The 26,531-nt window shown below is 64.6% G+C and carries 24 protein-coding genes and 1 pseudogene; 14 read left to right on the top strand and 11 right to left on the bottom strand.

Going from position 1 to position 26,531, the window contains the following annotated elements; genetic code table 11:
- Positions 1-161: pseudogene (locus AB3X89_RS18195) on the bottom strand (NAD(P)(+) transhydrogenase (Re/Si-specific) subunit alpha); the annotation flags it as partial.
- 282 nt (positions 162-443) lie between these two features.
- On the opposite strand from AB3X89_RS18195, the gene AB3X89_RS18190 reads away from it, so the two are divergent.
- From AB3X89_RS18190 to AB3X89_RS18155, 8 genes are all read left to right on the top strand, one after another.
- Complete coding sequence (locus AB3X89_RS18190) at positions 444-923, top strand: NUDIX hydrolase (RefSeq protein ID WP_368584510.1); 480 nt, start codon at positions 444-446, stop codon at positions 921-923.
- 61 nt (positions 924-984) lie between these two features.
- On the top strand, positions 985-2,247 hold the full coding sequence (gene mnmA / locus AB3X89_RS18185) for a tRNA 2-thiouridine(34) synthase MnmA (protein WP_368584509.1): 1,263 nt from the start codon (positions 985-987) through the stop codon (positions 2,245-2,247).
- A 263-nt stretch (positions 2,248-2,510) separates the two neighbouring features.
- On the top strand, positions 2,511-4,121 hold the full coding sequence (locus AB3X89_RS18180) for an FMN-binding glutamate synthase family protein (protein ID WP_368584508.1): 1,611 nt from the start codon (positions 2,511-2,513) through the stop codon (positions 4,119-4,121).
- Positions 4,122-4,301: 180 nt separating this feature from the next.
- Positions 4,302-5,309: a glycine--tRNA ligase subunit alpha gene (gene glyQ, locus AB3X89_RS18175; RefSeq protein WP_013088411.1), complete on the top strand. Its 1,008-nt coding sequence runs from the start codon at positions 4,302-4,304 to the stop codon at positions 5,307-5,309.
- A gap of 15 nt (positions 5,310-5,324) precedes the next feature.
- Positions 5,325-7,424, top strand: a complete 2,100-nt coding sequence (gene glyS, locus AB3X89_RS18170) for a glycine--tRNA ligase subunit beta (protein ID WP_368584507.1) — start codon at positions 5,325-5,327, stop codon at positions 7,422-7,424.
- 10 nt (positions 7,425-7,434) lie between these two features.
- A complete protein-coding gene (gmhB, locus tag AB3X89_RS18165; protein ID WP_368584506.1) occupies positions 7,435-7,989 on the top strand; it encodes a D-glycero-beta-D-manno-heptose 1,7-bisphosphate 7-phosphatase in 555 nt (184 codons plus the stop codon).
- Positions 7,990-8,028: 39 nt separating this feature from the next.
- On the top strand, positions 8,029-8,787 hold the full coding sequence (locus AB3X89_RS18160; protein WP_368584505.1) for a lysophospholipid acyltransferase family protein: 759 nt from the start codon (positions 8,029-8,031) through the stop codon (positions 8,785-8,787).
- Between the two features lie 48 nt (positions 8,788-8,835).
- Positions 8,836-9,729: a M48 family metallopeptidase gene (locus tag AB3X89_RS18155; RefSeq protein WP_368584504.1), complete on the top strand. Its 894-nt coding sequence runs from the start codon at positions 8,836-8,838 to the stop codon at positions 9,727-9,729.
- Between the two features lie 9 nt (positions 9,730-9,738).
- On the opposite strand, the gene AB3X89_RS18150 is transcribed toward AB3X89_RS18155, so the two are convergent.
- The 5 genes from AB3X89_RS18150 to AB3X89_RS18130 are packed head-to-tail and all read right to left on the bottom strand — an operon-like array spanning position 9,739 to position 13,535.
- Positions 9,739-10,488 (bottom strand): IclR family transcriptional regulator, encoded by a 750-nt coding sequence (locus AB3X89_RS18150; RefSeq protein ID WP_368584503.1) that lies wholly within the window; start codon positions 10,486-10,488, stop codon positions 9,739-9,741.
- 41 nt (positions 10,489-10,529) lie between these two features.
- Positions 10,530-11,282, bottom strand: a complete 753-nt coding sequence (locus AB3X89_RS18145) for an amino acid ABC transporter ATP-binding protein (RefSeq protein ID WP_309235086.1) — start codon at positions 11,280-11,282, stop codon at positions 10,530-10,532.
- Entirely contained in the window at positions 11,279-11,923 is a 645-nt protein-coding gene (locus AB3X89_RS18140; protein WP_368584502.1) for an amino acid ABC transporter permease, read from the bottom strand. The genes AB3X89_RS18145 and AB3X89_RS18140 overlap by 4 nt, the downstream gene beginning before the upstream one ends.
- Positions 11,924-11,944: 21 nt before the next feature.
- A complete protein-coding gene (locus AB3X89_RS18135; RefSeq protein ID WP_368584501.1) occupies positions 11,945-12,661 on the bottom strand; it encodes an amino acid ABC transporter permease in 717 nt (238 codons plus the stop codon).
- 37 nt (positions 12,662-12,698) lie between these two features.
- A complete protein-coding gene (locus tag AB3X89_RS18130) occupies positions 12,699-13,535 on the bottom strand; it encodes a transporter substrate-binding domain-containing protein (protein WP_368584500.1) in 837 nt (278 codons plus the stop codon).
- Between the two features lie 338 nt (positions 13,536-13,873).
- On the opposite strand from AB3X89_RS18130, the gene gloA reads away from it, so the two are divergent.
- Positions 13,874-14,269 carry a lactoylglutathione lyase gene (gene gloA, locus AB3X89_RS18125; protein WP_368584499.1) on the top strand — a complete coding sequence of 132 codons (396 nt, stop codon included), beginning with the start codon at positions 13,874-13,876 and terminating at the stop codon, positions 14,267-14,269.
- Between the two features lie 187 nt (positions 14,270-14,456).
- Positions 14,457-15,404, top strand: coding sequence for a DMT family transporter (locus AB3X89_RS18120; RefSeq protein ID WP_368584498.1), 948 nt, complete (start codon positions 14,457-14,459; stop codon positions 15,402-15,404).
- Positions 15,405-15,445: 41 nt separating this feature from the next.
- Here AB3X89_RS18120 and rsmA read toward each other — a convergent pair whose 3' ends face one another.
- From rsmA to AB3X89_RS18100, 4 genes are all read right to left on the bottom strand, one after another.
- Positions 15,446-16,288: a 16S rRNA (adenine(1518)-N(6)/adenine(1519)-N(6))-dimethyltransferase RsmA gene (gene rsmA, locus AB3X89_RS18115; RefSeq protein WP_368584497.1), complete on the bottom strand. Its 843-nt coding sequence runs from the start codon at positions 16,286-16,288 to the stop codon at positions 15,446-15,448.
- Positions 16,289-16,397: 109 nt separating this feature from the next.
- Entirely contained in the window at positions 16,398-17,408 is a 1,011-nt protein-coding gene (gene pdxA / locus AB3X89_RS18110) for a 4-hydroxythreonine-4-phosphate dehydrogenase PdxA (RefSeq protein WP_368584496.1), read from the bottom strand.
- Between the two features lie 14 nt (positions 17,409-17,422).
- Positions 17,423-18,787: a peptidylprolyl isomerase gene (locus tag AB3X89_RS18105; RefSeq protein WP_368584495.1), complete on the bottom strand. Its 1,365-nt coding sequence runs from the start codon at positions 18,785-18,787 to the stop codon at positions 17,423-17,425.
- Positions 18,788-18,852: 65 nt separating this feature from the next.
- Positions 18,853-21,225 (bottom strand): LPS-assembly protein LptD, encoded by a 2,373-nt coding sequence (locus tag AB3X89_RS18100; protein WP_368584494.1) that lies wholly within the window; start codon positions 21,223-21,225, stop codon positions 18,853-18,855.
- 223 nt (positions 21,226-21,448) lie between these two features.
- Here AB3X89_RS18100 and AB3X89_RS18095 point away from each other — a divergent pair, with 223 nt between their 5' ends.
- The gene (locus tag AB3X89_RS18095) at positions 21,449-22,516 is read left to right on the top strand and encodes an aminoglycoside phosphotransferase family protein (protein WP_368584493.1); all 1,068 of its coding nucleotides are present in this window, start codon (positions 21,449-21,451) and stop codon (positions 22,514-22,516) included.
- 3 nt (positions 22,517-22,519) lie between these two features.
- Complete coding sequence (murU, locus tag AB3X89_RS18090) at positions 22,520-23,233, top strand: N-acetylmuramate alpha-1-phosphate uridylyltransferase MurU (protein WP_368584492.1); 714 nt, start codon at positions 22,520-22,522, stop codon at positions 23,231-23,233.
- 3 nt (positions 23,234-23,236) lie between these two features.
- On the opposite strand, the gene AB3X89_RS18085 is transcribed toward murU, so the two are convergent.
- The gene (locus AB3X89_RS18085) at positions 23,237-25,135 is read right to left on the bottom strand and encodes an ABC transporter ATP-binding protein/permease (protein WP_368584491.1); all 1,899 of its coding nucleotides are present in this window, start codon (positions 25,133-25,135) and stop codon (positions 23,237-23,239) included.
- A gap of 205 nt (positions 25,136-25,340) precedes the next feature.
- Between AB3X89_RS18085 and AB3X89_RS18080 the strand changes: the two genes are divergently transcribed.
- A complete protein-coding gene (locus AB3X89_RS18080) occupies positions 25,341-25,736 on the top strand; it encodes an acyl-CoA thioesterase (protein WP_013088392.1) in 396 nt (131 codons plus the stop codon).
- 122 nt (positions 25,737-25,858) lie between these two features.
- Positions 25,859-26,470, top strand: coding sequence for a glutathione S-transferase family protein (locus AB3X89_RS18075; RefSeq protein ID WP_368584490.1), 612 nt, complete (start codon positions 25,859-25,861; stop codon positions 26,468-26,470).
- Positions 26,471-26,531: the final 61 nt, after the last annotated feature.

The following is a 26,531-nucleotide window of genomic DNA, read 5'->3' as shown; positions in this document are numbered from 1 at the left end:
CCCACGGCCGTATAGGCGTCATCGGGAAAGCTCGCGCCGGCGCCGGCGCCGCTTTGAAGCGTGACCCGGTGGCCTTGCGCCACGTATTTCTTGACCGTTTCGGGCGTCGCGGCAACGCGGGTTTCATGCGCGCGCGTTTCGGCTGGCACTCCGATGTGCATCGTTGTTCCTCCTCGACTTCCTGTTTGACGACAGATCTGCCGACGAGGCTCGCCGGCTTGCACATGCAACGGCTAACGCAGGCCCCACTTTAACCGAAACCGTCACGCCGCCAATATCGGGGTCGATGCGAATGCGCGGCAGCCCGCCAAACTGTTGCGATTCGGTCGCGAACGTGCTGCGAACCCGCCGCGAACCGGCCGGGAGCTTGCGCCGGCCATTGCCCGGCAGGGGTCGGTGCGGCGCCCGGCAGCCGGCGCGCATAACCGGTAAAATGCGCACCCATGAAACCGGAAACCTGGCTGCCGCACGTGACCGTCGCGGCGATCGTCGAGCGTGACGGGCGCTTCCTGCTGGTTGAGGAACACACGGCCGCCGGCCTGCGCCTGAACCAGCCCGCCGGCCATCTCGAGGCGGGCGAATCGCTGCTGGAAGCGGTGGTCCGCGAAACGTTCGAGGAAACCGCCCATCCGTTCGCGCCCGAGGCGCTCGTCGGCATGTACATGACCCACTTCGAGCGGCCGGACCGCGCGGGCACCACGTACCTCCGCTTCACCTATTGCGGCGCGGGCGGCGAGCCGGACCCGGCGAGTTCGCTCGATCCCGACATCGTCCGCACGCTGTGGATGAGCGCCGATGAATTGCGCGAGTGCCCCGAGCGGCATCGCACGCCGCTCGTGATGCAGTGCATCGACGATTACCTGGCCGGCCGGCGTTTCCCGCTCGACTTCGTCCATACCCATTCGGTCGGGCCGAAGCGATAAGGCCGTCACGAGCGGCCCCCCACAAGATCCATGCAGTCATGCAGCACCCAGTGAGTACCTTATGAGCAAGCGTAAAGTCGTGGTAGGCATGTCGGGCGGCGTCGATTCGTCGGTTACCGCGTGGCTGCTGAAGGAACAGGGCTACGACGTGGTCGGCCTGTTCATGAAGAACTGGGAAGACGACGACGACAGCGAATACTGTTCGACGCGCCAGGATTGGATCGACGTGGTGTCGGTCGCGGACCTGATCGGCATCGACGTCGAGGCGGTCAACTTCGCGGCCGAATATAAAGACCGGGTGTTCGCCGAGTTCCTGCGCGAATATTCGGCCGGCCGCACGCCGAACCCGGACGTGCTGTGCAACGCCGAAATCAAGTTCAAGGCCTTTCTCGATCACGCGATGTCGCTCGGCGCGCAAACCATCGCGACCGGCCACTATGCGCGCGTGCGCCAGAACCACGAGCGCGACGGCCGCTTCGAGCTGCTGAAGGCGCTCGATCATACGAAAGACCAGTCGTACTTCCTGCATCGGCTGAACCAGGCGCAGCTGTCGAAGACGCTGTTCCCGCTCGGCGAAATTCCCAAGACCAAAGTGCGCGAGATCGCTGCGCAGATCGGCTTGCCGAACGCGAAGAAGAAGGATTCGACCGGCATCTGCTTTATCGGCGAGCGGCCGTTCCGCGACTTCCTGAACCGCTACCTGCCGACCAAGCCGGGTCCGATGAAGACTACCGACGGCAAGATCGTCGGCGAGCACATCGGCCTCGCGTTCTACACGTTCGGCCAGCGCAAGGGCATCGGTCTTGGCGGCAGCAAGGACGGCAGCGGCGAGCCGTGGTTCGCCGCGGGCAAGGATATTCCGACCAATACGCTGTACGTCGCGCAGGGGCACGATCATCCGTGGCTGCTGTGCCATACGCTGTCGGCGGGCAACACGAGCTGGGTCGCGGGCGAGCCGCCGGCCGACGGCTTCGCGTGCGGCGCGAAGACGCGCTACCGGCAGGCCGATGCGGCGTGCACGTTCAACGCCGCGGCGGCAGGCGGTTCGGGCGATGGCCTGTTCGAGCTGACCTTCGACGCCGCGCAATGGGCCGTCACGCCGGGACAATCGGCGGTGCTGTACGACGGCGACGTGTGCCTCGGCGGCGGCATCATCGAACACGCGATGACCGGACAACCGGCCGAGCTGCCGCTGGATCAGGCGCCGAAGCAAACTCGCGCGCAGCGTCGCAAGCAGGCGCAAAAGCCGAAGCAGCCGCACCGCGCATCGCAGGACGAGCCGCAGACCCCGCGGCAAAAAGCGGCGCTGCTCGGCGCGCGTTGAGCGATGCGTAGCGGCGCGCGCGGCGGGTCACGCCACTCCGACACGCGCGCGCCGTTCATCCTGTTTTCCCCACCTGGCGCGGTCACACCCGCTTCACCTTCGCGTGCGACGCTCGGCTTCCATTCGCAGGACTCATCTTCGGGCTTCGCCGGTCCACGCCGCGCCGTGACCCGCAGCCGCCAGTTTTCCTTCGTGACGGATTCCGCTCGCGCCCCTCGCGCGGACGATCCCGCCGCAATGATCTTCACCGCACTGGAGTCCCCATGTTTTCTCGACGCTATCTGGCCATGTGGTGCGCAATCGCGCTCGCCGCGGTATGTGCCGCGCTCGCCACGACGCATCGCCTGTCGTGGTTCTGGATCATCGTGCCGGCCGCGCTCGTCGCGCTCGGCGTGTTCGACCTGACGCAACAGCGCCACGCGATCCTGCGCAACTACCCGCTGTGGGGCCACCTGCGTTTCATTTTCGAATTCATCCGGCCGGAGATCCGCCAGTATTTCGTGGAAGACGACACCGACGAAAAGCCGTTCTCGCGCGCGCAACGCAGCATCGTCTACCAGCGCGCGAAGAACGATGTGGATAGCCGCCCGTACGGCACCGAGCTCGACGTGAAGGCGGTCGCACACGAATGGATCAGCCACTCGCTCGCGCCGACCAGGCTCGACGGTCACGACTTTCGCATCGTCGTCGGTCCCGATCGCGCGCAGCCGTATTCGATGTCGATCTTCAACGTATCGGCGATGAGCTTCGGCTCGTTGTCGGCCAACGCGATCATGGCGCTGAACCTCGGCGCGAAGAAAGGCAACTTCGCTCACGACACCGGCGAAGGCTCGATGTCCAAATATCATCGCGAACATGGTGGCGACATCATCTGGGAAATCGCGTCCGGTTATTTTGGATGTCGTAACGACGACGGCACCTTCAACGCCGAAAAGTTCGCGAAGCAGGCCGCCGAGCCGCAGGTGAAGATGATCGAGGTGAAGCTGTCGCAAGGCGCGAAGCCGGGTCATGGCGGCGTGCTGCCGGCCGCGAAGATCACGCCCGAAATCGCCGAGACGCGCGGCGTGCCGATGGGCCGCGACTGCATCTCGCCCGCGACGCACTCCGAGTTCTCGACGCCGCGCGAGCTGCTCGAATTCGTCGAACGGCTGCGCACGCTGTCGGGCGGCAAGCCGACCGGCTTCAAGCTGTGCATCGGACATCCGTGGGAATTCTTCGGGATCGCGAAGGCGATGCTGGAAACCGGCATCCTGCCGGACTTCATCGTCGTGGACGGCGCGGAAGGCGGCACCGGCGCGGCGCCGCTCGAATTCACCGATCACGTCGGCGTGCCGTTGCAGGAAGGTCTGCTGCTCGTGCACAACACGCTGGTCGGCATCGGTTTGCGGCAGCGCATCCGCATCGGCGCGAGCGGCAAGATGATCACCGCGTTCGATATCGCCAAGACGCTCGCAATCGGCGCCGACTGGGTCAACGCGGCGCGCGGCTTCATGTTCGCGGTCGGCTGCATCCAGGCGCAGACCTGCCATACCGGCCGTTGTCCAACCGGCGTCGCGACTCAGGACCCGGTGCGCCAGCGCGCGCTGGTAGTGCCGGACAAGGCCGATCGCGTGTTCAACTTCCACCACAACACGCTGCACGCGTTGCAGGAGATCATCCAGGCCGCCGGGCTTCGGCATCCGGCGGAACTGCGCGCGCATCACATCGTGCGGCGCGTGTCGTCGCATGAGGTGCGGCTGATGTCGGAGCTGCTCAAGTATCTCGAACCGAACGACCTGCTGAACGGCAACTTTCGCTATACGCTGTTCGAGAAGTACTGGCCGATCGCGCAAAGCGATTCGTTCTCGCCGAAGGCGGAGCTGGCGGCGAGCTGAGTGCGCGCGGAGCCTCGCCGCGCCGCCTGTCGCCCAAAAGCCGCACCGCGGTCCGTCCGCCCCCGCAAAACGGGCCGCCCCCCTTCCTTTCCGTTAAAATCTCGGGTTTAGCACTTCGCTCCACGGCCCGCTCGCGCGCTTACGCGCGCCGCACGGCCCCCCATGCCCGAAAGGCACTTCATGCTCACGTTTCAGCAAATCATCCTGACCTTGCAGTCCTACTGGGACAAGCAGGGCTGCGCGTTGCTCCAGCCGATCGACATGGAAGTCGGCGCGGGCACGTCCCACGTCCATACGTTTCTGCGGGCAATCGGCCCCGAGCCGTGGCGCGCCGCCTACGTGCAGCCGTCGCGCCGCCCGAAAGACGGCCGCTATGGCGAGAACCCGAACCGTCTGCAGCACTACTACCAGTACCAGGTGGTGCTCAAGCCCGCGCCGGAAAACATTCTCGACCTGTACCTCGGCTCGCTCGAAGCGCTCGGCTTCGACCTGAAGCAGAACGACGTGCGTTTCGTCGAGGACGACTGGGAAAATCCGACGCTCGGCGCGTGGGGTCTCGGCTGGGAAGTGTGGCTCAACGGCATGGAAGTGACGCAGTTCACGTACTTCCAGCAGGTCGGCGGTCTCGACTGCAAGCCGGTGCTCGGCGAAATCACCTACGGGCTCGAGCGCCTCGCGATGTATCTGCAGAAGGTCGAGAACGTCTACGACCTCGTCTGGACCGAGTGGGAAGAGCAAGGCCCGAACGGCCCCGAACTGCGCCGCCTGACCTACGGCGACGTGTATCACCAGAACGAGGTCGAGCAGTCCACCTACAACTTCGAGCACGCGAACGTCGATCTGCTGTTCACGTTCTTCAACAGCTACGAAGCGGAAGCGAAGCGCATGATCGATGCGCAGATCGCGCTGCCCGCCTATGAACTCGTGCTGAAGGCCGGTCACACGTTCAACCTGCTCGACGCGCGCGGCGCGATTTCGGTCACGGAACGCGCGGCGTACATCGGCCGGATTCGCGCGCTGTCGCGTCTGGTCGCGCAGGCCTACTACGACTCGCGCGAAAAGCTGGGCTTCCCGATGCTCGGCAATCCGGTGCATGGCGTGCCCGGCCTCACCACCGACGAGCAGGACGCCGCGATGCCCGCGTGGGCGCCGCCGCTGAAAGTCGAACGCAAGATCGACCAGGACTGACGAGAACTTCAACCAATGACTCAATCTCAACACGCTACCCTGCTCGTCGAGCTGCTGACCGAAGAACTGCCGCCGAAGGCGCTCGCGCGTCTCGGCGACGCCTTCGCCGAAGGCATTGCGCAGCGCCTCGCGGCGCGCGACCTGATCGAAGGCGAACCGTCGTTCGAACGCTTTGCCACGCCGCGCCGTCTCGCGGTGACGATTCACAACGTGCGCGCGGTCGCGCCCGAAAAACACGTGCGCGAAAAAGTGCTACCGGTTTCCGTCGCGCTCGATAAAGACGGCCAGCCCACCGCGCCACTCGCGAAGAAACTCGCCGCGCTCGGCTTCCCCGACTTCACGGTAAGCGACCTTGAACGCGCGCAGGACGGTAAAGCCGAAGCGTTCTTCCTGCGCTACGCGGCGCCGGGCGCGACGCTCGCCGACGGCCTGCAAGCCGCGCTCGACGAAACGCTCGGGAAGCTGCCGATTCCGAAGGTGATGACGTATCAGCGCCCGGACGGCTCGAGCGTGCAGTTCGTGCGCCCGGTGCATCGTCTAACTGCGTTGCACGGCGAAGAGATCGTGCCGGTGAGCGCGCTCGGCATCGACGCCGACGACACCACGCTCGGCCACCGCTTCCTGTCCGAAGGCTTCGTGCAGATCCAGCACGCGCAGTCGTATGCCGAAACGCTCGAACACCGCGGCCGCGTGATCGCGAGCTTCGCCAGGCGCAAGGAAGCGATCCGCTCGCAGCTGCTCGCGCATGCCGGCGAGGACAAGGTCGTGATGCCCGAAGCGCTGCTCGACGAAGTGACGTCGCTGGTCGAATGGCCGGTCGTCTATGAGTGCCGCTTCGAGGACGAATTCCTGCAGGTGCCGCAGGAATGCCTGATCCTGACGATGCAGACCAACCAGAAGTACTTCGCGCTGACCGATGCGAATGGCAAGCTGCGCTCGCGCTTTCTGATCGTGTCGAACATCGAGACGGCGACGCCGGTCGAAATCGTCGAAGGCAATGAGCGCGTGGTGCGTCCGCGTCTCGCCGATGCGAAGTTCTTCTTCACGCAGGACATGAAGAAGCCGCTCGCGGATCGCGTGCCGCTGCTCGCGAACGTCGTGTATCACAACAAGCTCGGCTCGGCGCTGCAACGCGTGGAGCGGCTCGAAGGACTGGCCGGCGCGATTGCCGCAATGACCGGCGCCGACGTCGCGCGCGCCACGCGCGCCGCGCGTCTCGCGAAGGCCGACCTGATCACCGACATGGTCGGCGAATTCCCCGAGCTGCAAGGCACGATGGGCACGTACTACGCGCGCCACGACGGCGAGCCGGAAGAAGTTGCGCTCGCGTGCTCGGAACACTATCAGCCGCGCTTCTCGGGCGACGCGTTGCCCACCACCGAGACCGGCACCGTCGTCGCGCTCGCCGACAAGCTCGAAACGCTGGTCGGCATCTGGGGCATCGGCCTGCAGCCCACCGGCGAGAAAGACCCGTTCGCGCTGCGCCGTCATGCGCTCGGCGTGCTGCGCATCCTGGTCGAGAAGAAGCTGAACGTCGACTTCGTCAATCTGCTGCGCATCGCTTATGCGCAATTCGCCGGCATGCCGAACGTCGCCGATTCCACCGAAGCGATCTACGAGTTCAGCATGGACCGCCTGCGCGGCCTGCTGCGCGAACGCGGCTACGCGGCCGGCGAAATCGACGCGGTGCTCGCGCTGAACCCGACGCGGCTCGACGACATCGTCGCGCGCCTCGACGCGGTGCGCGAATTCGCGTCGCTCGCCGAAGCGGCATCGCTGGCGGCGGCCAACAAGCGGATCTCGAACATCCTGAAGAAGTCGGAAGGCGTGACAAACGGCGGCGTGCAGCCCGGCTTGCTCACCGAAGCAGCGGAGAAGGCGCTCAACGAGCAGCTCGAACAGGTGACGCCGCGCGTGCAATCGCAACTGGCCGTGCGCGACTACACCGGCGCGCTGACGGCACTGGCCGCGCTGCGCGAGCCGGTCGACACGTTCTTCAACGACGTGATGGTCAACGCGGAAGACCCGGCGTTGCGCGCGAACCGTTTGGCTCTGCTTGGCGCGCTGCATCAGCAGATGAACTGCGTCGCCGATATTTCCCGACTCGCCGCCTGAGCACCGCGCCATGCCGATCAAGAAAGTGGTGATCCTCGACCGCGACGGCGTGATCAACGTCGACTCCGAAGCGTTCATCAAGTCGCCGGACGAATGGGTTGCGCTGCCCGGCTCGCTGGAAGCGATCGCACGCCTGAACCAGGCGGGCTATCGCGTCGCGATCGCGACGAATCAGTCGGGCATCGGCCGCGGCCTGTTCGACATGGACGCGTTGAACGCGATGCACCTGAAGATGCACCGGATGGCGGCAGCGGTCGGCGCGCGCATCGAAGCGGTGTTCTTCTGCCCGCATACGGCAGAAGATCACTGCGAATGCCGCAAGCCGAAGCCCGGCATGCTGAAGATGATCGCCGAGCGTTTCGAGGTCGATCCGGCGCATACGCCGACCGTCGGCGATTCGCTGCGCGATCTGCAAGCGGGCGCGGCGCTCGGTCATCCGACGCACCTCGTGCTGACCGGCAAGGGCCGCAAGACCCTCGCCGCGGGCGGCCTGCCCGAAGGCACGATCGTGCACGACGACCTGCGCGCGTTCGCGCTCGACTTTCTCGCCGACGCGCAGGAATAAACGCGCACCACGCGCTCCCAACCCTCACCGACCACGCCGATGCGCTTTATCCGTTCCCTGCTGCTGCTGATTTATTTCGTTGTGGTCACGGTGCCGTACGCGACCGCGTGCATCATCGCCTTTCCGTTCCTGCGCGCGGAAAACCGCTACTGGATGGCGGCCGGCTGGTGTCGCCTGACGCTGTGGGCGGTGCGCTTCCTGAACGGCATCCGCTACCGCATCGAAGGTTTCGAGAACCTGCCCAACGGCCCGGCCGTGCTGCTGTCGAAGCATCAGTCGGCGTGGGAAACGATCGCGTTTCCGGCGATCATGCCGCGCCCGCTGTGCTACGTGTTCAAGCGCGAGCTGTTGTATGTGCCGTTCTTCGGCTGGGCGCTCGGCATGCTGAAGATGGTCCACATCAACCGCAAGGAAGGCAAGTACGCGTTCGAATCGGTCACGAACCAGGGCAAGGCGCGCATGGCCGAAGGCGCATGGGTCATCATGTTTCCGGAAGGCACGCGCACGCCGACCGGCAAGCAGGGCAAGTACAAGACCGGCGGCGCGCGCTTTGCGATCGCAACCGGCGCGCCGGTCGTACCGATCGCGCACAATGCGGGTCGTGTGTGGCCGCGCAACTCGTTTACGAAATATCCGGGTATAGTCACGGTGTCGATTGGCAAGCCGATCGAAACGACGGGGCTCACGCCCGACGAAGTGAACACGCGCGTCGAACAGTGGATCGAAGCCGAAATGCGCCGCATCGATCCAACTGCCTACAGCGCGGCGGCTAACGACTCCGCCGCCGCTCCCATCTGACGCGCCACGCCCTCGAAGCCCGAGGGCGTCTTGCGCGAAGCGAAGCCGATGCAGAAGTCTCCCACGCCGCAGCCCGCCGCGGCGCTCGAAAACCGGCAGCTCGATCTCCCGCTCTTCGCCGAGCCGGGGTCGACGTCGTCGACTCCTTCACCTTCCACGCCGGGCTCGTCCGGCACCGCTCCGGCCCGGCCGCCCGTCGCGCCGCTCGCGCCGGACGGCAGCAAGCTGCGCAGCCTCACCATCGGTTCACGCACGCTGCATTACGCGCTCAAGCGTTCCGCGCGCCGCTCGATCGGCTTTGCGATCGATAGCACCGGCCTCACCATCACCGCGCCGCGTTGGGTCACGCTTGCCGATATCGAAACCGCGATCACCGAAAAACAGCGCTGGATTTTTACGAAGCTGATCGAATGGCAAACGCGCGTCGAACAGCGCGCGCTGCCGAAGATCGATTGGAAAGATGGCGCCGAAGTGCCTTACCTCGGTCAGCCGGTGCGCGTGACGCTCGGCGCGCCGCAAGGCATGCTCGCGTTCAGCGCCGAGCACGGCGCGCTGCAATTGCCGCTGCCGTTGCAAGCCGATCCGCAGCAGATCAAGGATCGCGTCCAGGGCTGGCTGCAAGGCGAAGCGAAGCGGCTGTTCGGCGAACGTCTCGCGATCTACGCGCAGAAGCTCGGCGTCAACTATCGCTCGTATGCGCTGTCTTCGGCGGCGACACGTTGGGGCAGTTGTTCGAGCGACGGCAAGATCCGCCTGAACTGGCGGCTCATTCACTTTCCGCTATCGATCATCGATTACGTCGTCGCGCACGAGTTGGCGCACCTGCGCGAGATGAATCACAGTCCGCGCTTCTGGCAGACGGTCGAATCGATTTTTCCCGAATTCCGCGAGGCGCGTCAGACACTGAAGTCGCATCCGCCGGAGTTGTTGCCGACGCTTTAAGGCCGGGCGCTATCTCTGCGAGAGCGCTTTCGCGGACTGCAACAGATCGTCGAGCATCACGCCGCGCCTGTCCGGGCTCGTGTCGCGGCCAGTCATGAAACATAGCGCTGCGATCGGCAGTCCCGCACGGTCGCGAATCGGCGCTGCCATACAAAGCCTGAACGCGTTCGAAAGTCCTTCGGTGCAGCAGTAGCCTCGTTCTTTCGCGGCCTGCACGTCCTTCAGGAATTCGTCGAATTCGATGCTCGCCCCGTTGTCGAGAATGAAGTCTTCCGCCGGAATCAGCGCGCGGATCTCGTCGGCGCTCAGGTGACCTAGCAGCAGACGTCCCGTCGCGGTCCAGGGTATCGGCACTCTCACGCCGATGTCCGAACTGATGTTGAATGGCCGTGCACTGTGCTCGGACAACACGACCGTGTACTTGTTGCCTTCCAGCATGCACAGCTGCGTGGTCTCGTCGTACTTCCTCACCAGTCCCAGAATGGATTGATGCGCGCGGCTGATCAGATCGTTGTGCGTTGCGTAGTCGGACCCGTAGTAGTGCATCTCGCGCCCGAAGAACACGCTGCCATCCGTGGCGGTCTCGAGCCAGCCCACTTCCGTGAGAATCGCGACCAGCTCGTAAATACTCGATCGCGGCGCACCGGTTGCCTCGATCAGTTCGCGCATCGTCAGCGGGCGTTGGGCGATATGCAATTGCCGGAACATCGCGATTACGCGGTCCACGCCTCTCGCCCGAGACGATTCAGTAACAGCCATGCGTTCACTCCGTAATGCGTTGATCCGCGTTGATCCGACCGTCAATGGTCGAGAACTCGATGCAGAAACTGCCGGGTGCGTTCGTTCGACGGATTGACGAAGATCTGCTCCGGATCCCCCTGCTCGGCGATGACGCCCTTGTCCATGAAGACGACGCGGTCAGCGGTCTTGCGGGCAAAGCCCATTTCATGCGTGACGACGACCATCGTCATGCCGTCGCGCGCGAGCCCGCGCATCACCTCGGTAACCTCGCCGACCAGTTCCGGGTCGAGCGCGGACGTCGCCTCGTCGAAGAACATGATGCCGGGCTCGACCGCGAGCGCTCGCGCAATCGCCACGCGTTGCTGCTGGCCGCCCGAGAGCTGGCTGGGATAGTGTTCCGCGCGGTCCGCGAGCCCGACGCGATCGAGTGTCTCCATCGCGCGCTTGCGCGCGTCGGCCGGACTCATGCGGCGCGCCTTGATCAGCGCGAGCGTGACATTGCCGAGCGCGGTCTTGTGAGGAAACAGATTGAACTGCTGAAAGACCATGCCGACGTGGCCACGAATCTCCCGTGCCCGACGCGGATCATGCAAGGGCACTTCGTTGACCCAGACCTCGCCGGAATCGGTGGTCTCCAATCCCGCCATGATTCGCAGGACCGTGCTCTTGCCCGAGCCGGACGCGCCGATCAGCACCAGCACTTCACCCGAGCGGACCTCGAGATTGATTTCGTTCAACACCCTGGTCGAACCGAATGCTTTGCTGACACCTGTCAGTGAAATGATCGGCCTGGTTTGGCTTTGGTTACTCACGACAATCTCCTGCGGTCATGGTGGCGCACCCATTGCGAAAGCGGGAAGCACACGGCGAAGTAAATGAGTGCGACGAGTCCATAGATTTCCACCGGCTTGCCGATCCGGTCGACGATCGCCTGGCCACCGTGCATCAGCTCGGACATTCCGATCATGCTGACGATCGAGGTGTCCTTGATGAGCGACAGATACTGACCGATGAGAGGCGGCAACACGATCTTTCCAGTCTGGGGCAGCACGACGAACGAGAACGCCTGAGCCCGCGTGAGGCCGAGGATCTGCGATACCTCCCATTGACCTTTGGGTACCGCCTCGATCCCCGAGCGGAAAATTTCGGCGATATAGGCACCCTGATAGACGCTCAAGCCAATCGCGCCGGCAGCGAACACATCGATCGCATAACCGAAGTAGGACACGCCGAAATAGATCAACATCAGCGTGATCAGCACCGGCGTGCCGCGAAACAGCTCCGTATAGAGTCTGGCGATGCGGTCCGTGCCCCACGGTCCGAACGATCGCAACACCGCGGCGAACAGGCCGATGAGCGTGCTGCCCACGATGGACGCGATGGAGAGCAACAGCGTCGTCACCAGACCCTGCAACAGGATCGATAGACTGGTTTTCAGCAATTCGACTGACATGATCCAACTCCAATCCGGGAATCAGGCCCGCTTCGTCCGGCGCAGAAAGCCTGTCCCGAAGCCGGTGCGCGCCGGCAGGGCGAGGGGAGGATGAAAGATCCGCGCGCCGAGCTGGCCCGCAAGCCAGGACAGCACGTTACTGAGCACGAGATACGCGACGAGCGTCACGCTGAACGTCTGCAGGTAGAGAAGCGTTCGCGAGTTGATCACGGTCGCGGTGCCGGTCAACTCCGGCAATGCAATGGCGGACAGCAGCGACGTGCCGAGCAGCAACTGGATCAGGTAGTTGACGATGGCCGGATAGACCGCGCGCGTCGCCTGCGGCAGCACGACCTCGACGAAGATCTGCGCACGTTCGAGGCCGAGAATTCCGGCAGCCTCGAGCTGGCCGCGCGGCACCGACTGTATGCCGGCGCGGAACACTTCCGACAGGTAAGCACCGACATTGAGGCCGAGCGCAATGACGCCGGCCCAGTATGCGTCGAGCGAAATACCCGCGGACGGCAGACCGAAGAACACGATGAAAATCTGCAGGAGGACAGGCGTATTGCGGATGATTTCAACGTAGCCACGGGCGATCCACCGAAGCAGTGCGAGCGGAGAAGCGCCGGCGAGCGCGGTCAACAACCCGAGGACTAGCGCCAGTACGAAGGCCAGCACGGTCACCTGCAACGTCAGCCAGCTCGCGCTCAAAAACTCGGGCACGTAGCCCCACAAAGTCAGCCACTCGTAACTCATCTCATGCTCCCCATCGTGCGGGTTTCACTGCCGCGCTTCAAAACTGCGGATTGAGCGGATAGCGCGGATCGGTGCCGAACCACTTGTTGTAGAGCTGCGCGTTGAGCTTCGACGCATTGACGTTGAAGAGGAACAGATTCAGATAGTTGAGCCATTCCTGATCGCCGGCCTTGACGCCGAACGCGTTGTATTCGAGCGGGACCAGCGCTTCGTTCGTGACGGCAAGCTCAGGATCGAGCTTGGCCTGATACGCGAGGAAGTTGTTGTCCTCGATCATCGCGTCGGCCTGCCCCTGCTTGACGGCAAGTATCGCGGCCTGCGAGCTGTCGTATTCCTGGATCTTGACGGGGATATTCAGCGAGCGAACTTCATCGCCATTGGTCGACCCCTTGACCGTCGCGATCGTGCGACCGCCCATGTCCTTGATCGACTGAATGCCGCTGCTTTTCTTGACCAGCAGTGCTTCGCTGGCAACCACGTAGGGCGTCGTGAATTCGATCACTTTCGCGCGCTCCAGATTACGCGTGAAGTTGCAGAACACGACGTCCACTTTGCTGGTCTGCAGATTCGGAATCCGGTTGGCGCTCGTCGTATTCACGACCTCGAGCTTCACGCCCATCTGCTTCGCGAGTTCCTTCGCGAGGTCCACGTCATAGCCGTCCGGCTGGCCGTCCTTGTTATAGAACCCGAACGGCGCGAACGTGAGGCAGTCCCCGACGCGCAGCGTGCCTCGCTGCAACACGCCCTGAAGCGTCGACGGAGATGCCGCCGCGCTCTGCTCCGGCGTGGCGACCTTGGTGCAGCCAGTGATTGCGAGCAATCCAGCAACAGCGAACAGAAGGGCGGTCTTGGCGCCTCGATTGGCAAGCTTCATGGGCGGGGGTCCTAAGCGGAGAAGAGAGTTCCGGGGCGGACATATCGGCTTCAGCGCCTTTCGGCATGCCTGAAAATTCGCCGGGTCACGCATCGTTTGTCCGATATATCAGACTGATATCTGACGAACCGGATTGATACTGAGTGTTGGACACTAATATCGAACCCGCAACCGGACACAAACCCTTATTGCCCACACCTTTTTGTTGAAATAAGTCCGAGCGGATTCCATGAGGCGCATCCTGTCCGGGCTGGCCCGCGCCGTCTCGACCTATCAGGCAATCATTTACAATTCACGCAGGTCAATGCATTTATCGACAAACTGTCAAAGGAGTACTCATGCGTATCCTGCATACCATGCTTCGAGTCGGTGATCTGGACGCCTCGATCCGTTTCTACACCGAAGTTCTCGGCATGCGCCTGCTTCGAAAGAACGACTACCCGGACGGGAAGTTCACTCTTGCATTCGTCGGTTACGAGGACGAATCCGAAGGCGCGGCAATCGAACTGACCTACAACTGGGACACGAGCAAGTACGAGCTCGGAACCGGGTACGGTCACATCGCCCTCGAAGTCAACGACGCCTATGCGGCGTGCGAACAGGTGAAGAAACGTGGCGGCGTCGTGACGCGCGAAGCGGGACCCATGAAACACGGCACGACGGTCATCGCCTTCGTCGCCGATCCGGACGGGTACAAGATCGAACTGATCCAGAAGAAGGGACGAGTCGACTGACTCGAGTTCAACCGTTCACGCTGGACACTTCCCGAAACGCATGCGCCCGCTGCCCAGATTCGGGCGAGGCGCCAGAACGACCATAAAGCCCGGCTTCACGTTGTACCCGGGGATGTGCTGCCGGGCGTATTCGCCCGGCAATCCTGTCTCGCGCCGGCACTATCAAAAATAAAGCCGACTATTCACGATGAGCACGACCACCGCTCTGCCCGCGCGCCGCGCCCCGGATAGCTTCGCGATCCTGTTGATGATCGGCCTATGCGCAATCTGGGGACTGCAACAGGTCGCGATCAAGACCACCAATGCCGCGGTGCCGCCGGTCTTTCAGGCGGGGCTGCGCTCGACGATCGCGGCGCTGCTCGTGTGGGCATGGGCACGCTCGCGCGGCACGCCGCTCTTTCGCGACGACGGCACGCTCGGTGCGGGCCTGTTCGCGGGCGTGCTGTTCGCGGCCGAGTTCGTCTGCATCTTTTTCGGCCTGACGCTGACGAGCGCGTCGCGCATGGCGGTCTTTCTGTATACGGCGCCGTGTTTCACGGCACTCGGCCTGCACTGGTTCGTCGATGGCGAACGCATGCGGCGCATCCAATGGCTCGGCATCGTTGTCGCGTTCGCGGGGATAGCACTCGCGTTCGCCGATGGCTTCCTGCACCCGGACACCGGCGCGGCAGCAAGCGTAGCCCACGGCTCGACGCTAGCGGGCGCGGCCGGCGATGCGCTCGGCGTGCTCGCCGGCATCGCATGGGCCGCGACCACGGTGGTCGTGCGCGGCTCGCGGCTCGCGCAGACGAGCGCGAGCAAGACGCTGTTCTATCAGTTGACGGTGTCGGCGGTGGTGCTGCTCGCGTTGGCGCTCACGCTCGGCGAAGTGCGCGTGGAAAGCGTGACGCCGCTCGCGTTCGCGAGCCTCGCGTATCAGGCCGTGATCGTCGCGTTCGTCAGCTATCTGTTGTGGTTCTGGCTGTTGACGCGTTACATCGCATCGCGGCTGTCGGTCTTTTCTTTTCTGACGCCGATGTTCGGCGTGACCTTCGGCGTGCTGCTGCTCGGCGAGTCGTTCAGCGCGCGCTTTCTGATCGCCGCGCTGCTGGTGCTGACCGGCATCGCGCTCGTCAACGCGCCGGCGAAACGATAAGCGGCTCGACGGCGGCGCGCCGCCGTCGTCAAACGTTGAGGCTACTCCGGCGCCGCGGCCGAGCGCGCCGCCACCGCCTGCGCCACGCTCACGTATTCGGCAACCGGCACGTCCTCCGCGCGGCGTTGCAGATCGAAGCCGAGTGCATCGAAATCGACGGTATCGCGCAGCGCGGCAAGCGTGTTGCGCAGCATCTTGCGACGCTGCGAGAACGCCGCCGTCACCACCTCGCCGAGCACGTTTTCATCGACTGCCGGCATTTCGTGCCGCTCGTACGGGATCATCCGCACGATCGCCGAATCGACCTTCGGCGGCGGCTGGAATGACTCGGGCGGCACGTCGAGCTGCTTGTCGATCACGTAGCGGTATTGCAGCATCACCGACAGGCGACTGAACGCCTTCGTGCCCGGTTCCGCGACCATCCGCTCGACCACCTCGTTCTGCAGCATGAAGTGCTGATCGATCACGCGATCCGCGAAGGTCGCCAGATGAAACAGCAGCGGGCTCGAAATGTTGTACGGCAGATTACCGACGATGCGCAGCGACGCCTTCTCGCCCGGTGCCGCGAGCGATCCAAAGTCGAACTCGAGCGCGTCGCCCGAGTGCAGTTCGAGCAGGTCGCCGAACTTCGTCTTCAGACGGCCGATCAGGTCGCGGTCGAGTTCGACGGCGTGCAGCGGCGACTCGGGCGTCGCGAGCCGCTCGATCAGCGGCTCGGTCAGCGCGCCGAGGCCCGGACCGATCTCGACCATGCGCTCGCCGCGCTGCGGCCGGATCACGTCGACGATCGAATCGATCACGCCCATGTCGACCAGAAAGTTCTGACCGAAACGCTTGCGCGCGAGATGGCCCTGGTGCCGGCCTTGCTGTCTGCTGGTGGACATCGAAGAAACGCTAGAAAGAAAACTGCTTGAGAATGAAAGACGTCACGTATGGAAATACGACGCCACGCGGCGCGTCAAGCGCACCGCAAGCGCTCACGTCGCCCGCGCGTCAGCCCGCGCGACGGTGCTGCGCCATCGAAACAGCCGTCTCGATCGCGGCCATCAGGCTGCCCGCGTCGGCGCGGCCGGTGCCGGCCAGATCGAGCGCGGTGCCGTGGTCGACCGAGGTGCGGATGATCGGCAGGCCGAGCGTCACGTTGATCCCTTCGCCGAACGTCGCGAATTTCAGCACCGGCAGGCCCTGGTCGTGGAACATCGCGAGCACGCAGTCGGCTTCGTCGAGATAACGCGGCTGGAACAGCGTGTCGGCCGGATACGGACCGCGCGCATCGATGCCCTCGCCGTTCACCTGCTGCAACGCCGGCGTGATCACGTCGATTTCCTCGCGGCCCAGGTAGCCGTTTTCGCCCGCGTGCGGATTGAGCCCCGTCACGAGAATGCGCGGCGCGGGCAAACCGAAGTGATGACGCAGGTCGTGATCGATGATGCGCAGCGTCGCGACGAGGCTTTCGATCGTCAAGGCCGCCGACACGTCCTTCAACGGCAGATGCGTGGTCGCGAGCGCGACGCGCAGCGGCCGCTTGCCGGTGCCCGCGAGCATCATCACGACGCGCGGCGTATGGGTGCGCTCGGCCAGATATTCGGTGTGGCCGGTGAACGGCACGCCGGCGTCGTTGATCGTGCTTTTTTGCAGCGGCGCGGTGACGATCGCGTCGAACCTGCCGGCCACTGCGCCGTCGATCGCCGCATCGAGCAGATCGAGCACATAGCGGCCGTTCGCGGCGTCGAGCTTGCCTGCCTGTGCAGGCGCGCCGAGCGGGTGAGGTTCGAGCCGCACGCGCGGACCCTGCGCGAGCAGCGCGGCCCAATCGACGCCGACCGCGCGCGCCCGCTCAACGAGCAATTGCGCATCGCCGAGCACGGTGAACTGTGCGTGAGGCCAGTGCGCCGCCGCCCCCGCCAGCGCCTGCGCGGTCAGCTCGGGACCGACGCCGGCGGGCTCGCCGGTTGTGATCGCGATCTGCAGCGGGCGGTGGGTGGGCTCAGCAGCGCTCGTCATGGCATGGGCTCCGGTTACTGCACGTTCGCCGTGGTCGGCTTCACTTCGACGTACGCGGTATCGCGCAACTCGCGCAGCCAGTCGGCGTACGCCTGTTCCGCCTTGCGCTGACCGATGGCCTGACGCGCGAGATCCATCTGCTGCGCAATCGAGCCTTCCGCATCGCGGCGGCCGAGCACCTGAATCAGGTGGTAGCCGTATTCGCTGCGCACCGGCTCGCTGATCTGGCCGTCCTGCAGCGCGTTCATCGCGCGCTCGAACTCGGGCACCGTCTCGCCCGGGCTGATCCAGCCGAGGTCGCCGCCTTGCGACGACGAGCCGTCCTGCGAGTAGGTGTGCGCGAACTTCGCGAAGTCGCCGCCCGCGGCGATCTGATTGCGGATGTCGATCAGCTTCTGGCGTGCCTGCGGTTCGGACTGGCCGTCGCCGACGCGCAGCAGAATGTGGCGCACATGCGTCTGCACGAGCTTCGGCGCATCCGCGCTGCTGCCCTGGCCGGCACGGCGCTCGACCAGACGCACGATTTCGAAGCCGTCGTTGGTGCGGATCAGATCCGGACTGATCTCACCCGGACGCAGTGTCGAGGCCGCCTTCACGAACTCGGGCGGCAGCTTCGACGGTGCGAGGAAGCCGAGATCGCCGCTGTTCTTCGACGCGTCCGGCGCCTGCGAATTGGCCTTCGCGAGCTTGGCAAAATCCGCGCCGCCCTTCGCTTCGGCGAGCAGCCCCTGGGCTTTCTTCTGCGCCGCCTCGATGTCGGTTTCCGGCGCGTTCAGCGGCGCACTCACGAAAATGTGCTGCATATGCAGGTCGCTCGTCTGGCCGGCGCCCGGGCCGCGCTGGCTGGCGATGTAGTTCGCGACCTCGGCGTCCGTCACCGTGATCTTGCTGTCCACTTCCTTCTCGCGCAGACGCGACAGCGTCAGCTCCGTGCGCGCGTCGTTCGAGAACGTGGCCCAGGGCACGCCTTGCGCCTCGATGCGCGCGCGGTACATTGCGAGCGGCATGTTGTTCGCCTGCGCGAGACGCTCGAGCGTGCGCTGCACCGCTGCGTCGTCGATGTTGATGCCGTCTTCCTTGGCCTTTTGCAGCTGGATGCGCTCGAGCACCATCTGCGTGAGCACCTGCTGGCGCAACTGGTCCGTCGGCGGCACCGGAGCGTTCTGCTGGTTCAGCCGGTGCGCGATCAGACCGACCCGCTCGTCGAGCTCGCGCTGCGTGATGACACCGTTGTTGACCACCGCGGCGATGGTGTCGACCGTCTGGCCGCTATTGCCGCCCAATGCCTGCGCCTGTACCGACGCGACTGGAACGAAGGACGCCGCGGCGACGAGACCCGCCGCGAGTATTGCCAAGCGAAGCTGTTTCATGATTGCCACAGATACTCCAATGATGTCGGGCGCTTCGCCCGTCTTTTCGCAAGCCGTGAATGACCGGGCGACCGTCATTCGTAGTTGGTGAACCGCGACTCCGGCGGTGGCGGTGGCGGCAACGGCGTGTAGCCGGCCACACTGCTGCGGAACGCGGTCATCAGCCCGTTGTCGACGCTCGACAAGCCCTTGAACGTCAACTGCGCCAGAAACCGCGTGCTCGACTGATTCTGTCCCGACGAGTTCAGGCCGTTCGCGTAGCGCTGGATGCCGGCGCCGAGCGTCCAGCAATCCGCGTCGTATTGCAGGCCGACCAGGCCGTCGACGATACGGTGGCCACCGAGGTCATAGTTGAACCGGCCGACACCGTACATCCGGTGCGACAGCGGCCATTGACCCGAAATCAGCACCTGATTGATCGGCTGGTTGTCGAGCGTGGTGTTGGCGCGGGTGTAGCGGTACGCCACGTTGAGGACCTTGCCGGTCTCCGGACTGAACCCGAAGCCGACGCTCGTCTTCGTGAGCTGGTTATTGTCCGCATTATATTGGAACGCCGTTTCCGAAGCGAAACCGGCACCCAGCTTGATCGCCGCACCCGCGATCAGGTCCGAGTGCGTGGCCTGCGCGCTCGTCTGCGAAGGCTGCAACGTGACACGCTGATCGCGGAAATAGTACTGCTGCGCGATCACGAAGCGCGCGCGTTCGTCGCCGGTGGCCGGGTTGATGAAGCGCGTGGTGAGACCCGCGGTCAGGCGGTTCGCGTCGGCGATCCGGTCGTTACCGACGAACGTGTTCGGCGTGAAGATTTCCGCGAGACCGAAGTCGGACTCGGCGGTATCGAACAGCGGCGCGTTGTTCTGATTGCGGTACGGCGTGTAGACGTAGTACAGCCTCGGCTCCAGCGTCTGGATGAAATCCTGGCCGAACAGGCGCACCGAGCGCTCGAAGGTCAGCCCCGTGTCGAACGTGAAGGTCGGGATCGACTCGGTGAAATTCTTCTGCGGGTTCGGCACCCCGTTCAGATCGGTGCCGATGTTGTTCAGGTTGTACGACGCGAAGTGCCACTGCACCTTCGGCGTGACGAAGTAGCCCGGCCCCACCACCGAATACGACACGTACGGGTTGAACAGCACCCGCTGGCCTTCGGTCAGGTCCGCGGTGGTGATGCGGAAGTTCGTGTAGTCGGCCTCGGCGCCGAAGTCGAAGCCGCCGACGTTGTACTTCGCGTACTTCACGTTCAACTGCGGCTCGCGGCCGTACGGCGCGACCGACTCCTGCAGCGTCTGCCAGTGCTGCTCGCGCGCGAGCACGGACCACGGCCCGTTGTTGTAGGTCACCCCGGCTTCCTGCTGATACAGGAGCTGGAGGCCGTTCATGAACTGGTTGACCGACGACGACAGGTCCTGCGGATAGGTGTTATCCGAGACCTTGTTGTAGTAGATGTAGCCGCCGAAGCCGTTACCGAAATTCTGGTTGTGCTGGATGTACAGCGCGTAGCGGTTGGTCTTCGTCAGGCGATCGTCAGGCAGAAATTCACCGGTGATCGAACCGGAATACGTTGGCGACAGATAGCGGAACGTGCTCTGCAACTGCACACCGCGCTTCGAGATCAGACGCGGCGTGACCGTCAGATCTCGATTCGGCGCGATGTTGAAGTAATACGGCACCGACAGCTCGAAGCCGTTCGACGAGCTGAGCGAGAACGTGGGCGGCAACAGGCCGCTGCGCCGCTCGCCCGACAGCGGGAACGACAGCCACGGCGACGCGAACACCGGCACGCCCTGGAAGAACAGCACGCTGTTGTAGGCGACGCCTTCGTCGGCGCCGGTGTCGAAATCGAACTCGCTGCCCTTGATGTACCAGGCCGGATCGTCCGTGCACGCGCACGCGGTGTAGGTGGCCTTCGTGAACACCGAGCGCTCGGCGTCGAGCAGGTCGACGCGCTGCGCGCTGCCCGAGCCGCCCGTCAACGTGAAGTGATACTTCGGCGCGGTCATGAAGCCTTCGGTCGAATCGACGCGCAGATGCGCTTCGGGCCCGATGAAGGTATTGCCGGTGTTGATCACGTGGACATTGCCGTACGCATCGGCCATGTCCGTGTCCTGGTCGTAGTGCAGGCCATCGGCCTTGATCACGGACGTGTTGTGGCGCACTTCGGCCGAGCCCTTGGCGGCCAGATCCTGGTCGACCGTGCCGCTCGCATGGTCGCCGAGCACGAAGGTGGCCGGCCGCTGGCCCGTTTGCAACGGATGATCCTCGAGCTGTGGCGCGAGCTGCATGCCCCACGGCGGGTAGACCGCTTGCGGTTGCGCAGCTTCCCCCACCAGCTGGGCGTGCGCAAGCGCGGGCATCAGGCCCGGAACGGCGACAAGCGCCGCGACGAGCCGCCTTTTGCGCGGCACTACTGCACAGGAAGGAGTGGTATCGGAAAGCTGTCTGGGCGGCATGTATCGTTTGGCGAGTCGACCCGTGTGCAAGCTTCCGTCGTCACGATCCACCGCCTGCACACCGCGACCGTGAGAGTCGGCTGCACGTCTGGATCCCAATTTGCCGAGTGATGAGGCGGGCGGTAAAACGGAGCACGCGAAAGCTGGCGTGTGAGTCGCGTCAAAAAAGTCGTGGGGTATTATATGGCAAGACGTTGTCCCCAAGAATTTGCCGCCGCTTTTCATGACGCTGCCTTCCACCCAAGACTTCACCGACACCCGCCTCTCCCTGCTCAAGGCCTGGCTGCAAGGCCACGCCGCACGCCATGCGCTGGAGCTCGACACGATCGTTCCGGCCTCGTCCGACGCCAGTTTCCGCCGCTATTTCCGGCTCGCCGGTAAGGCGCCGGAAGGCAACGGCGTGGCCACGCTGATCGCCGTCGACGCGCCGCCGCCCGAAAAATGCCGCGAATTCGCGCAGATCGCGCAATTGCTCGACGCCGCCGGCGTGCACGTGCCGCGCGTGCTCGAGGTCGACTTCGACGCGGGCTTCATGCTCGTCACCGATCTCGGCACCGCGCCGTACCTCGGCGCGCTGATCGACGCGCAGGCCGCGGGTGATACCCGCGCGGCCCGCACGCTGATGCGCGACGCGCTCGATGCGCTGATCCGCTGGCAGCTCAGCTCGCGCGAAGACGTGCTGCCGCCGTTCGACGAAGCGTTCCTGCATCGCGAAATGGAGCTGATGCCCGAGTGGTTCATCGGCCGGCACCTTGGCCGCGAGGTCGATGCCGCAACGCGCGCGCAGCTCGATCGCACGTTCGCGCTGCTGATCGCGAGCGCGCGCGCGCAGCCGCAAAGCTTCATGCTGCGCGATTTCATGCCGCGCAATCTGATGATCGCCGAGCCGAACCCCGGCGTGATCGACTTCCAGGACGCGGTGTACGGGCCGATCACGTACGACGTCGTGTCGCTGCTGCGCGATGCGTTCCTCAGCTGGGACGAGGAGTTCGAGCTCGACTGCTTCGTGTACTACTGGGAGCGCGCGAAAAAAGCCGGCCTGCCGGTCGATGCCGATTTTGGCGAGTTCTATCGCCAGCTCGAATGGATGGGGCTGCAGCGGCACATCAAGGTGCTCGGCCTGTTCTGCCGCATCAACTACCGCGACGGCAAGGCGCATTACATGAAAGACCTGCCGCGCTTCATCGGCTATGCGCGCAAGGTGGCCGAGCGTTACGCGCCGCTGCGCGGGTTCGCGAAACTGCTCGACGACCTCGAAGGCCGCGCCCAGGAAATCGGCTACACCTTCTGACCGATGACGATGTCCGTGAATAAAGCGATGATTTTCGCCGCGGGCCGCGGCGAGCGCATGCGTCCGCTGACCGACGCGTGCCCGAAGCCCTTGCTCGAAGTGGGCGGCAAGCCGCTGATCGTGTGGCAGATCGAACGGCTCGCGCGGGCCGGCATCCGTAGCATCGTGATCAATCATGCGTGGCTCGGCGCGCAGCTCGAAGCCGCGCTCGGCGACGGTTCGCGCTGGCAGGTCGAATTGCGCTACTCGCCCGAGCACGAGGCGCTGGAGACCGCGGGCGGCATCGCGCAGGCGCTCCCGCTACTGACCGACGACGGCGCGGATCACGTGTTCGTCGCGGTGGCCGGCGACGTCTACACCGATTACGACTATGCCGCACTGCACGCGCACGCCGGCGCGCTGCAGGCGCTGCCCGAGCCCGGCATGCATCTGGTGATGGTGCCGAATCCGCCGTTTCACCCGAACGGCGACTTTGGCCTCGTCGACGGCGTACTGTCGCTCGACACGCAGCCGCGCCTCACGTTCGGCAGTTTCGGGCTGTACGACACGCGCATGTTCCGCGATCTGCCGCGCGGCACGCGGCGCGCGCTGAGCCCGTATTACCGCGCGACGATCGCGCGTGGGCTCGCGAGCGGCGAGCTGTACGAAGGCGTGTGGGAGAACGTCGGCACGCAGGCGCAGCTGGAAGCGCTCGATCGGCTGTTGCGCTCGCGCTGAGCTTTACTTCGCCGCGCTCTCGCCCGCGCCGACCGCTTCCGCCCTTTCCACCGCGTCCGTGGTCTGCGCGGCGCGCTGCTGCAACGCCCACATCTGCGCGAACAGGCCGTTCGCTCGCAATAGCTCGGCGTGCGTGCCGCGCTCGACGATGCGCCCCTTGTCCATCACGATGATCTGCTGCGCGTGCACGACCGTCGATAACCGGTGCGCGATGATCAGCGTCGTGCGTTCGCGCGCGATCAGGTCGAGTTCGTGCTGGATCGCGCGCTCCGAGCGTGAATCCAGTGCGGACGTCGCTTCGTCGAACAGCAGGATCGGCGGATTCTTCAGGATGGTCCGCGCGATCGCGACGCGCTGCTTTTCGCCGCCGGACAGCTTGAGCCCGCGCTCGCCGACCGGCGTGTCGTAGCCCTTCGGCAGACTCTCGATGAACTCGTGGATGTGCGCGGCGCGCGCCGCCGCGATCACTTCGTCGCGCGTCGCCGACGGCCGCCCGTACGCGATGTTGTAGTAGATCGAGTCGTTGAATAGCACCGTGTCCTGCGGCACGATGCCGATCGACGCGCGCAACGAATCCTGCGTGACGTCGCGAATATCCTGCCCGTCGATCCGGATCGCGCCGCCCGTCGCGCGGTCGATATCGTAGAAGCGGAACAGGAGCCGCGCGAGCGTCGACTTGCCCGAGCCGCTGTGGCCGACCACCGCGGTCGTCGTGCCGGCCGCGATGGTAAAGCTCACGTCGTGCAGAATCGGTCGCGAAGACTCGTACGCGAAGCTCACGTTGTCGAAACGCACCTGCGCGCCGCTGACCTGCAAGGCCACCGCATTGGGCGCATCGGGCACTTCCTGCGGCGCGCCGAGCAGCGTGAACATGCGGTCCATGTCGGTCAGGCTTTGCTTCAGCTCACGATAGACCACGCCGAGAAAATTCAGCGGGATATACAGCTGCAGCATGAACGTGTTGATCAGCACCAGGTCGCCGAGCGTCAGGCGCCCGGCCATCACGCCCTGGGTCGCGCGCCACAGGATGAACACGAGCCCCGTGCCGATGATCGCCTGCTGCCCGAAGTTCAGCGCCGACAGCGAACGCTGCGACTTGATCGCCGCCGCGCGATAGCGCTTCAGGTTTTCGTCGTAGCGGCTCGCCTCCCACTCCTCGTTGCCGAAGTACTTGACGGTCTCGTAGTTGAGCAGCGAGTCGATCGCGAGCGAATTCGCCTTCGAATCGAGCTCGTTCATCGTGCGGCGAAAGTGAGTGCGCCACTCGGTGACCTTCACCGTGAACGCGATGTAGGCCGCGAGCGCGATGAACGTGACGATCGCGTAATAGGCCTCGTACTTGACGACGAAAAAGCCGAGCACGAGCCCCACTTCGACGAGCGTCGGCAGGATGCTGTACAGCGAATAGGAAATCAGCTGCGTGATGCCGCGCGTGCCGCGTTCGATATCGCGCGACATGCCGCCCGTCTGCCGCTCCAGATGGAAACGCAGCGACAGCCCGTGCAGATGACGAAACACTTTCAGCGCGAGCTGGCGCACCGCGCTTTCCGTCACTTTCGAAAACAGCATTTCGCGCAGCTCGGTGAAGAACGACGTGGACAGCCGCACCACCGCATACGCGACCACCAGCAAACCGACACCGCCGAGCAGCACGATGCCGGGGGCGTCCTGCGCGCGGCCGAGCGCGGTCAGATGCCGGATCGACGCGAGACTGTCGACGATGTGCTTCATCACGATCGGCACGCCGAGGTTCGCGACCTTCGCGCCGATCAGGCAGCCGAGCGCGATGCCGACTCGCCATTTGTAGGTTGCAAGATATGGCAGCAGCGACAGGATCGTTTGCCAGTCGTTGCGGGGTCCGGTGGAAATCGGCGAAGGTTCTGACGAAGGGGCGCGGCGCATAAATCGTGGAGAGAGTGTGGAACTGCCGGAGTTCGCAGCGGCGCGGCTCGCGCGCCTGGCTGGGCGCTTTCCCGTACAATTCGTGATCCCCCGTATTGTCGCAGAAGCCAGCTGGCGGCGCTTTCCGCAGCCTATGGTCGGGCTGGCCCAGCCGTTGCGTCCGTGCGCGTCAATACACTCGAACACGTTTCCCAAGGATGTCCCGATGACCGATCTTCTTCAACTTCCTTCCAAGCCTTGCGCGCTGCGCGTGATGCCGCAGCCGTCGGACGCGAACATTCACGGCGACGTGTTCGGCGGCTGGATCATGGCGCAGGTCGACATCGCCGGCTCGATTCCGGCAAGCCGTCGCGCGAATGGACGAGTCGCGACGATCGCGGTCAATTCGTTCCTGTTCAAGCAGCCAGTGTTCGTCGGCGACCTGCTGAGCTTTTACGCGGATATCGTGAAGACCGGCAATACGTCGGTGACGGTGTCGGTCGAGGTCTACGCGCAGCGGATGAGCCTGTCGCAGGAAGTCGTCAAGGTCACGGAAGCGATCCTCACCTACGTCGCCACCGATAGCGACCGCCGTCCGCGCGCACTGCCCGTGCTGGACTGAGCCAGCAAGGATGCTTAAGCTAGCGGTTCCCCGCGTCACGCGCCGCGCCACCCGCTAGCCGTTGCAGCCGATCAGCGCACGAGGCCCGGGCGCCCCATAGTCGCTCTTCTAATGGATACGTGATGAAACTGATCGGAATGCTCGACTCGCCGTACGTGCGGCGCGTCGCCATCTGCATGAAGCTGCTCGCGCTCGACTTCGAACACGAGTCGATTTCGGTATTCCGCACCTACGACCAGTTCGCAAAGATCAACCCGGTCGTCAAAGCGCCGACGCTCGTCGCCGACAACGGCGCGGTCGTGATGGATTCGACGGTGATCCTCCAGTATCTGGCGACGCTCGCCGGTCCCACTCCGCTGTTCCCGACTCAAGCCGACGCGGCGTTGCGCGCCGCGCGTCTGACGGGTCTCGCGCTCGCCGCGTGCGAAAAGAGCGTGCAGATCGTCTACGAGCGCAATCTGCGGCCGCAGGAGAAGCAGCATGAACCGTGGGTGGAGCGCGTAAGAGCGCAACTGCTCGCCGCCTATGCCGAACTCGAACGCGAGTTGGGCGAAGGGCCGCTGCCCGACACGCAGCAGCAGTTCAGCGCGGCGGACGTGGCCGTCGCCGTCGCATGGCAGTTCACGCACATGCTGCTGCCGGAGGCGGTCAGCAAGGCCGATCATCCGCGGCTCGAGAAATTTTCCGCGTTCGCGGAAAGCCTGCCGGTATTCAAGGACACGCCAGCGGAGTGACCGGCGTTTGACACGGCCCGCGGCGACCCGCGGCGACCCTGGGCGCCGCGGGTCACGCTCC

The organism is Paraburkholderia sp. BR14320 (genome assembly GCF_040948665.1).
Classification (GTDB): Bacteria; Pseudomonadota; Gammaproteobacteria; order Burkholderiales; family Burkholderiaceae; genus Paraburkholderia; species Paraburkholderia youngii.
The sequence above is the reverse complement of the archived record's forward strand: the minus strand, read 5'-3'. Positions and strand labels throughout refer to the sequence as shown.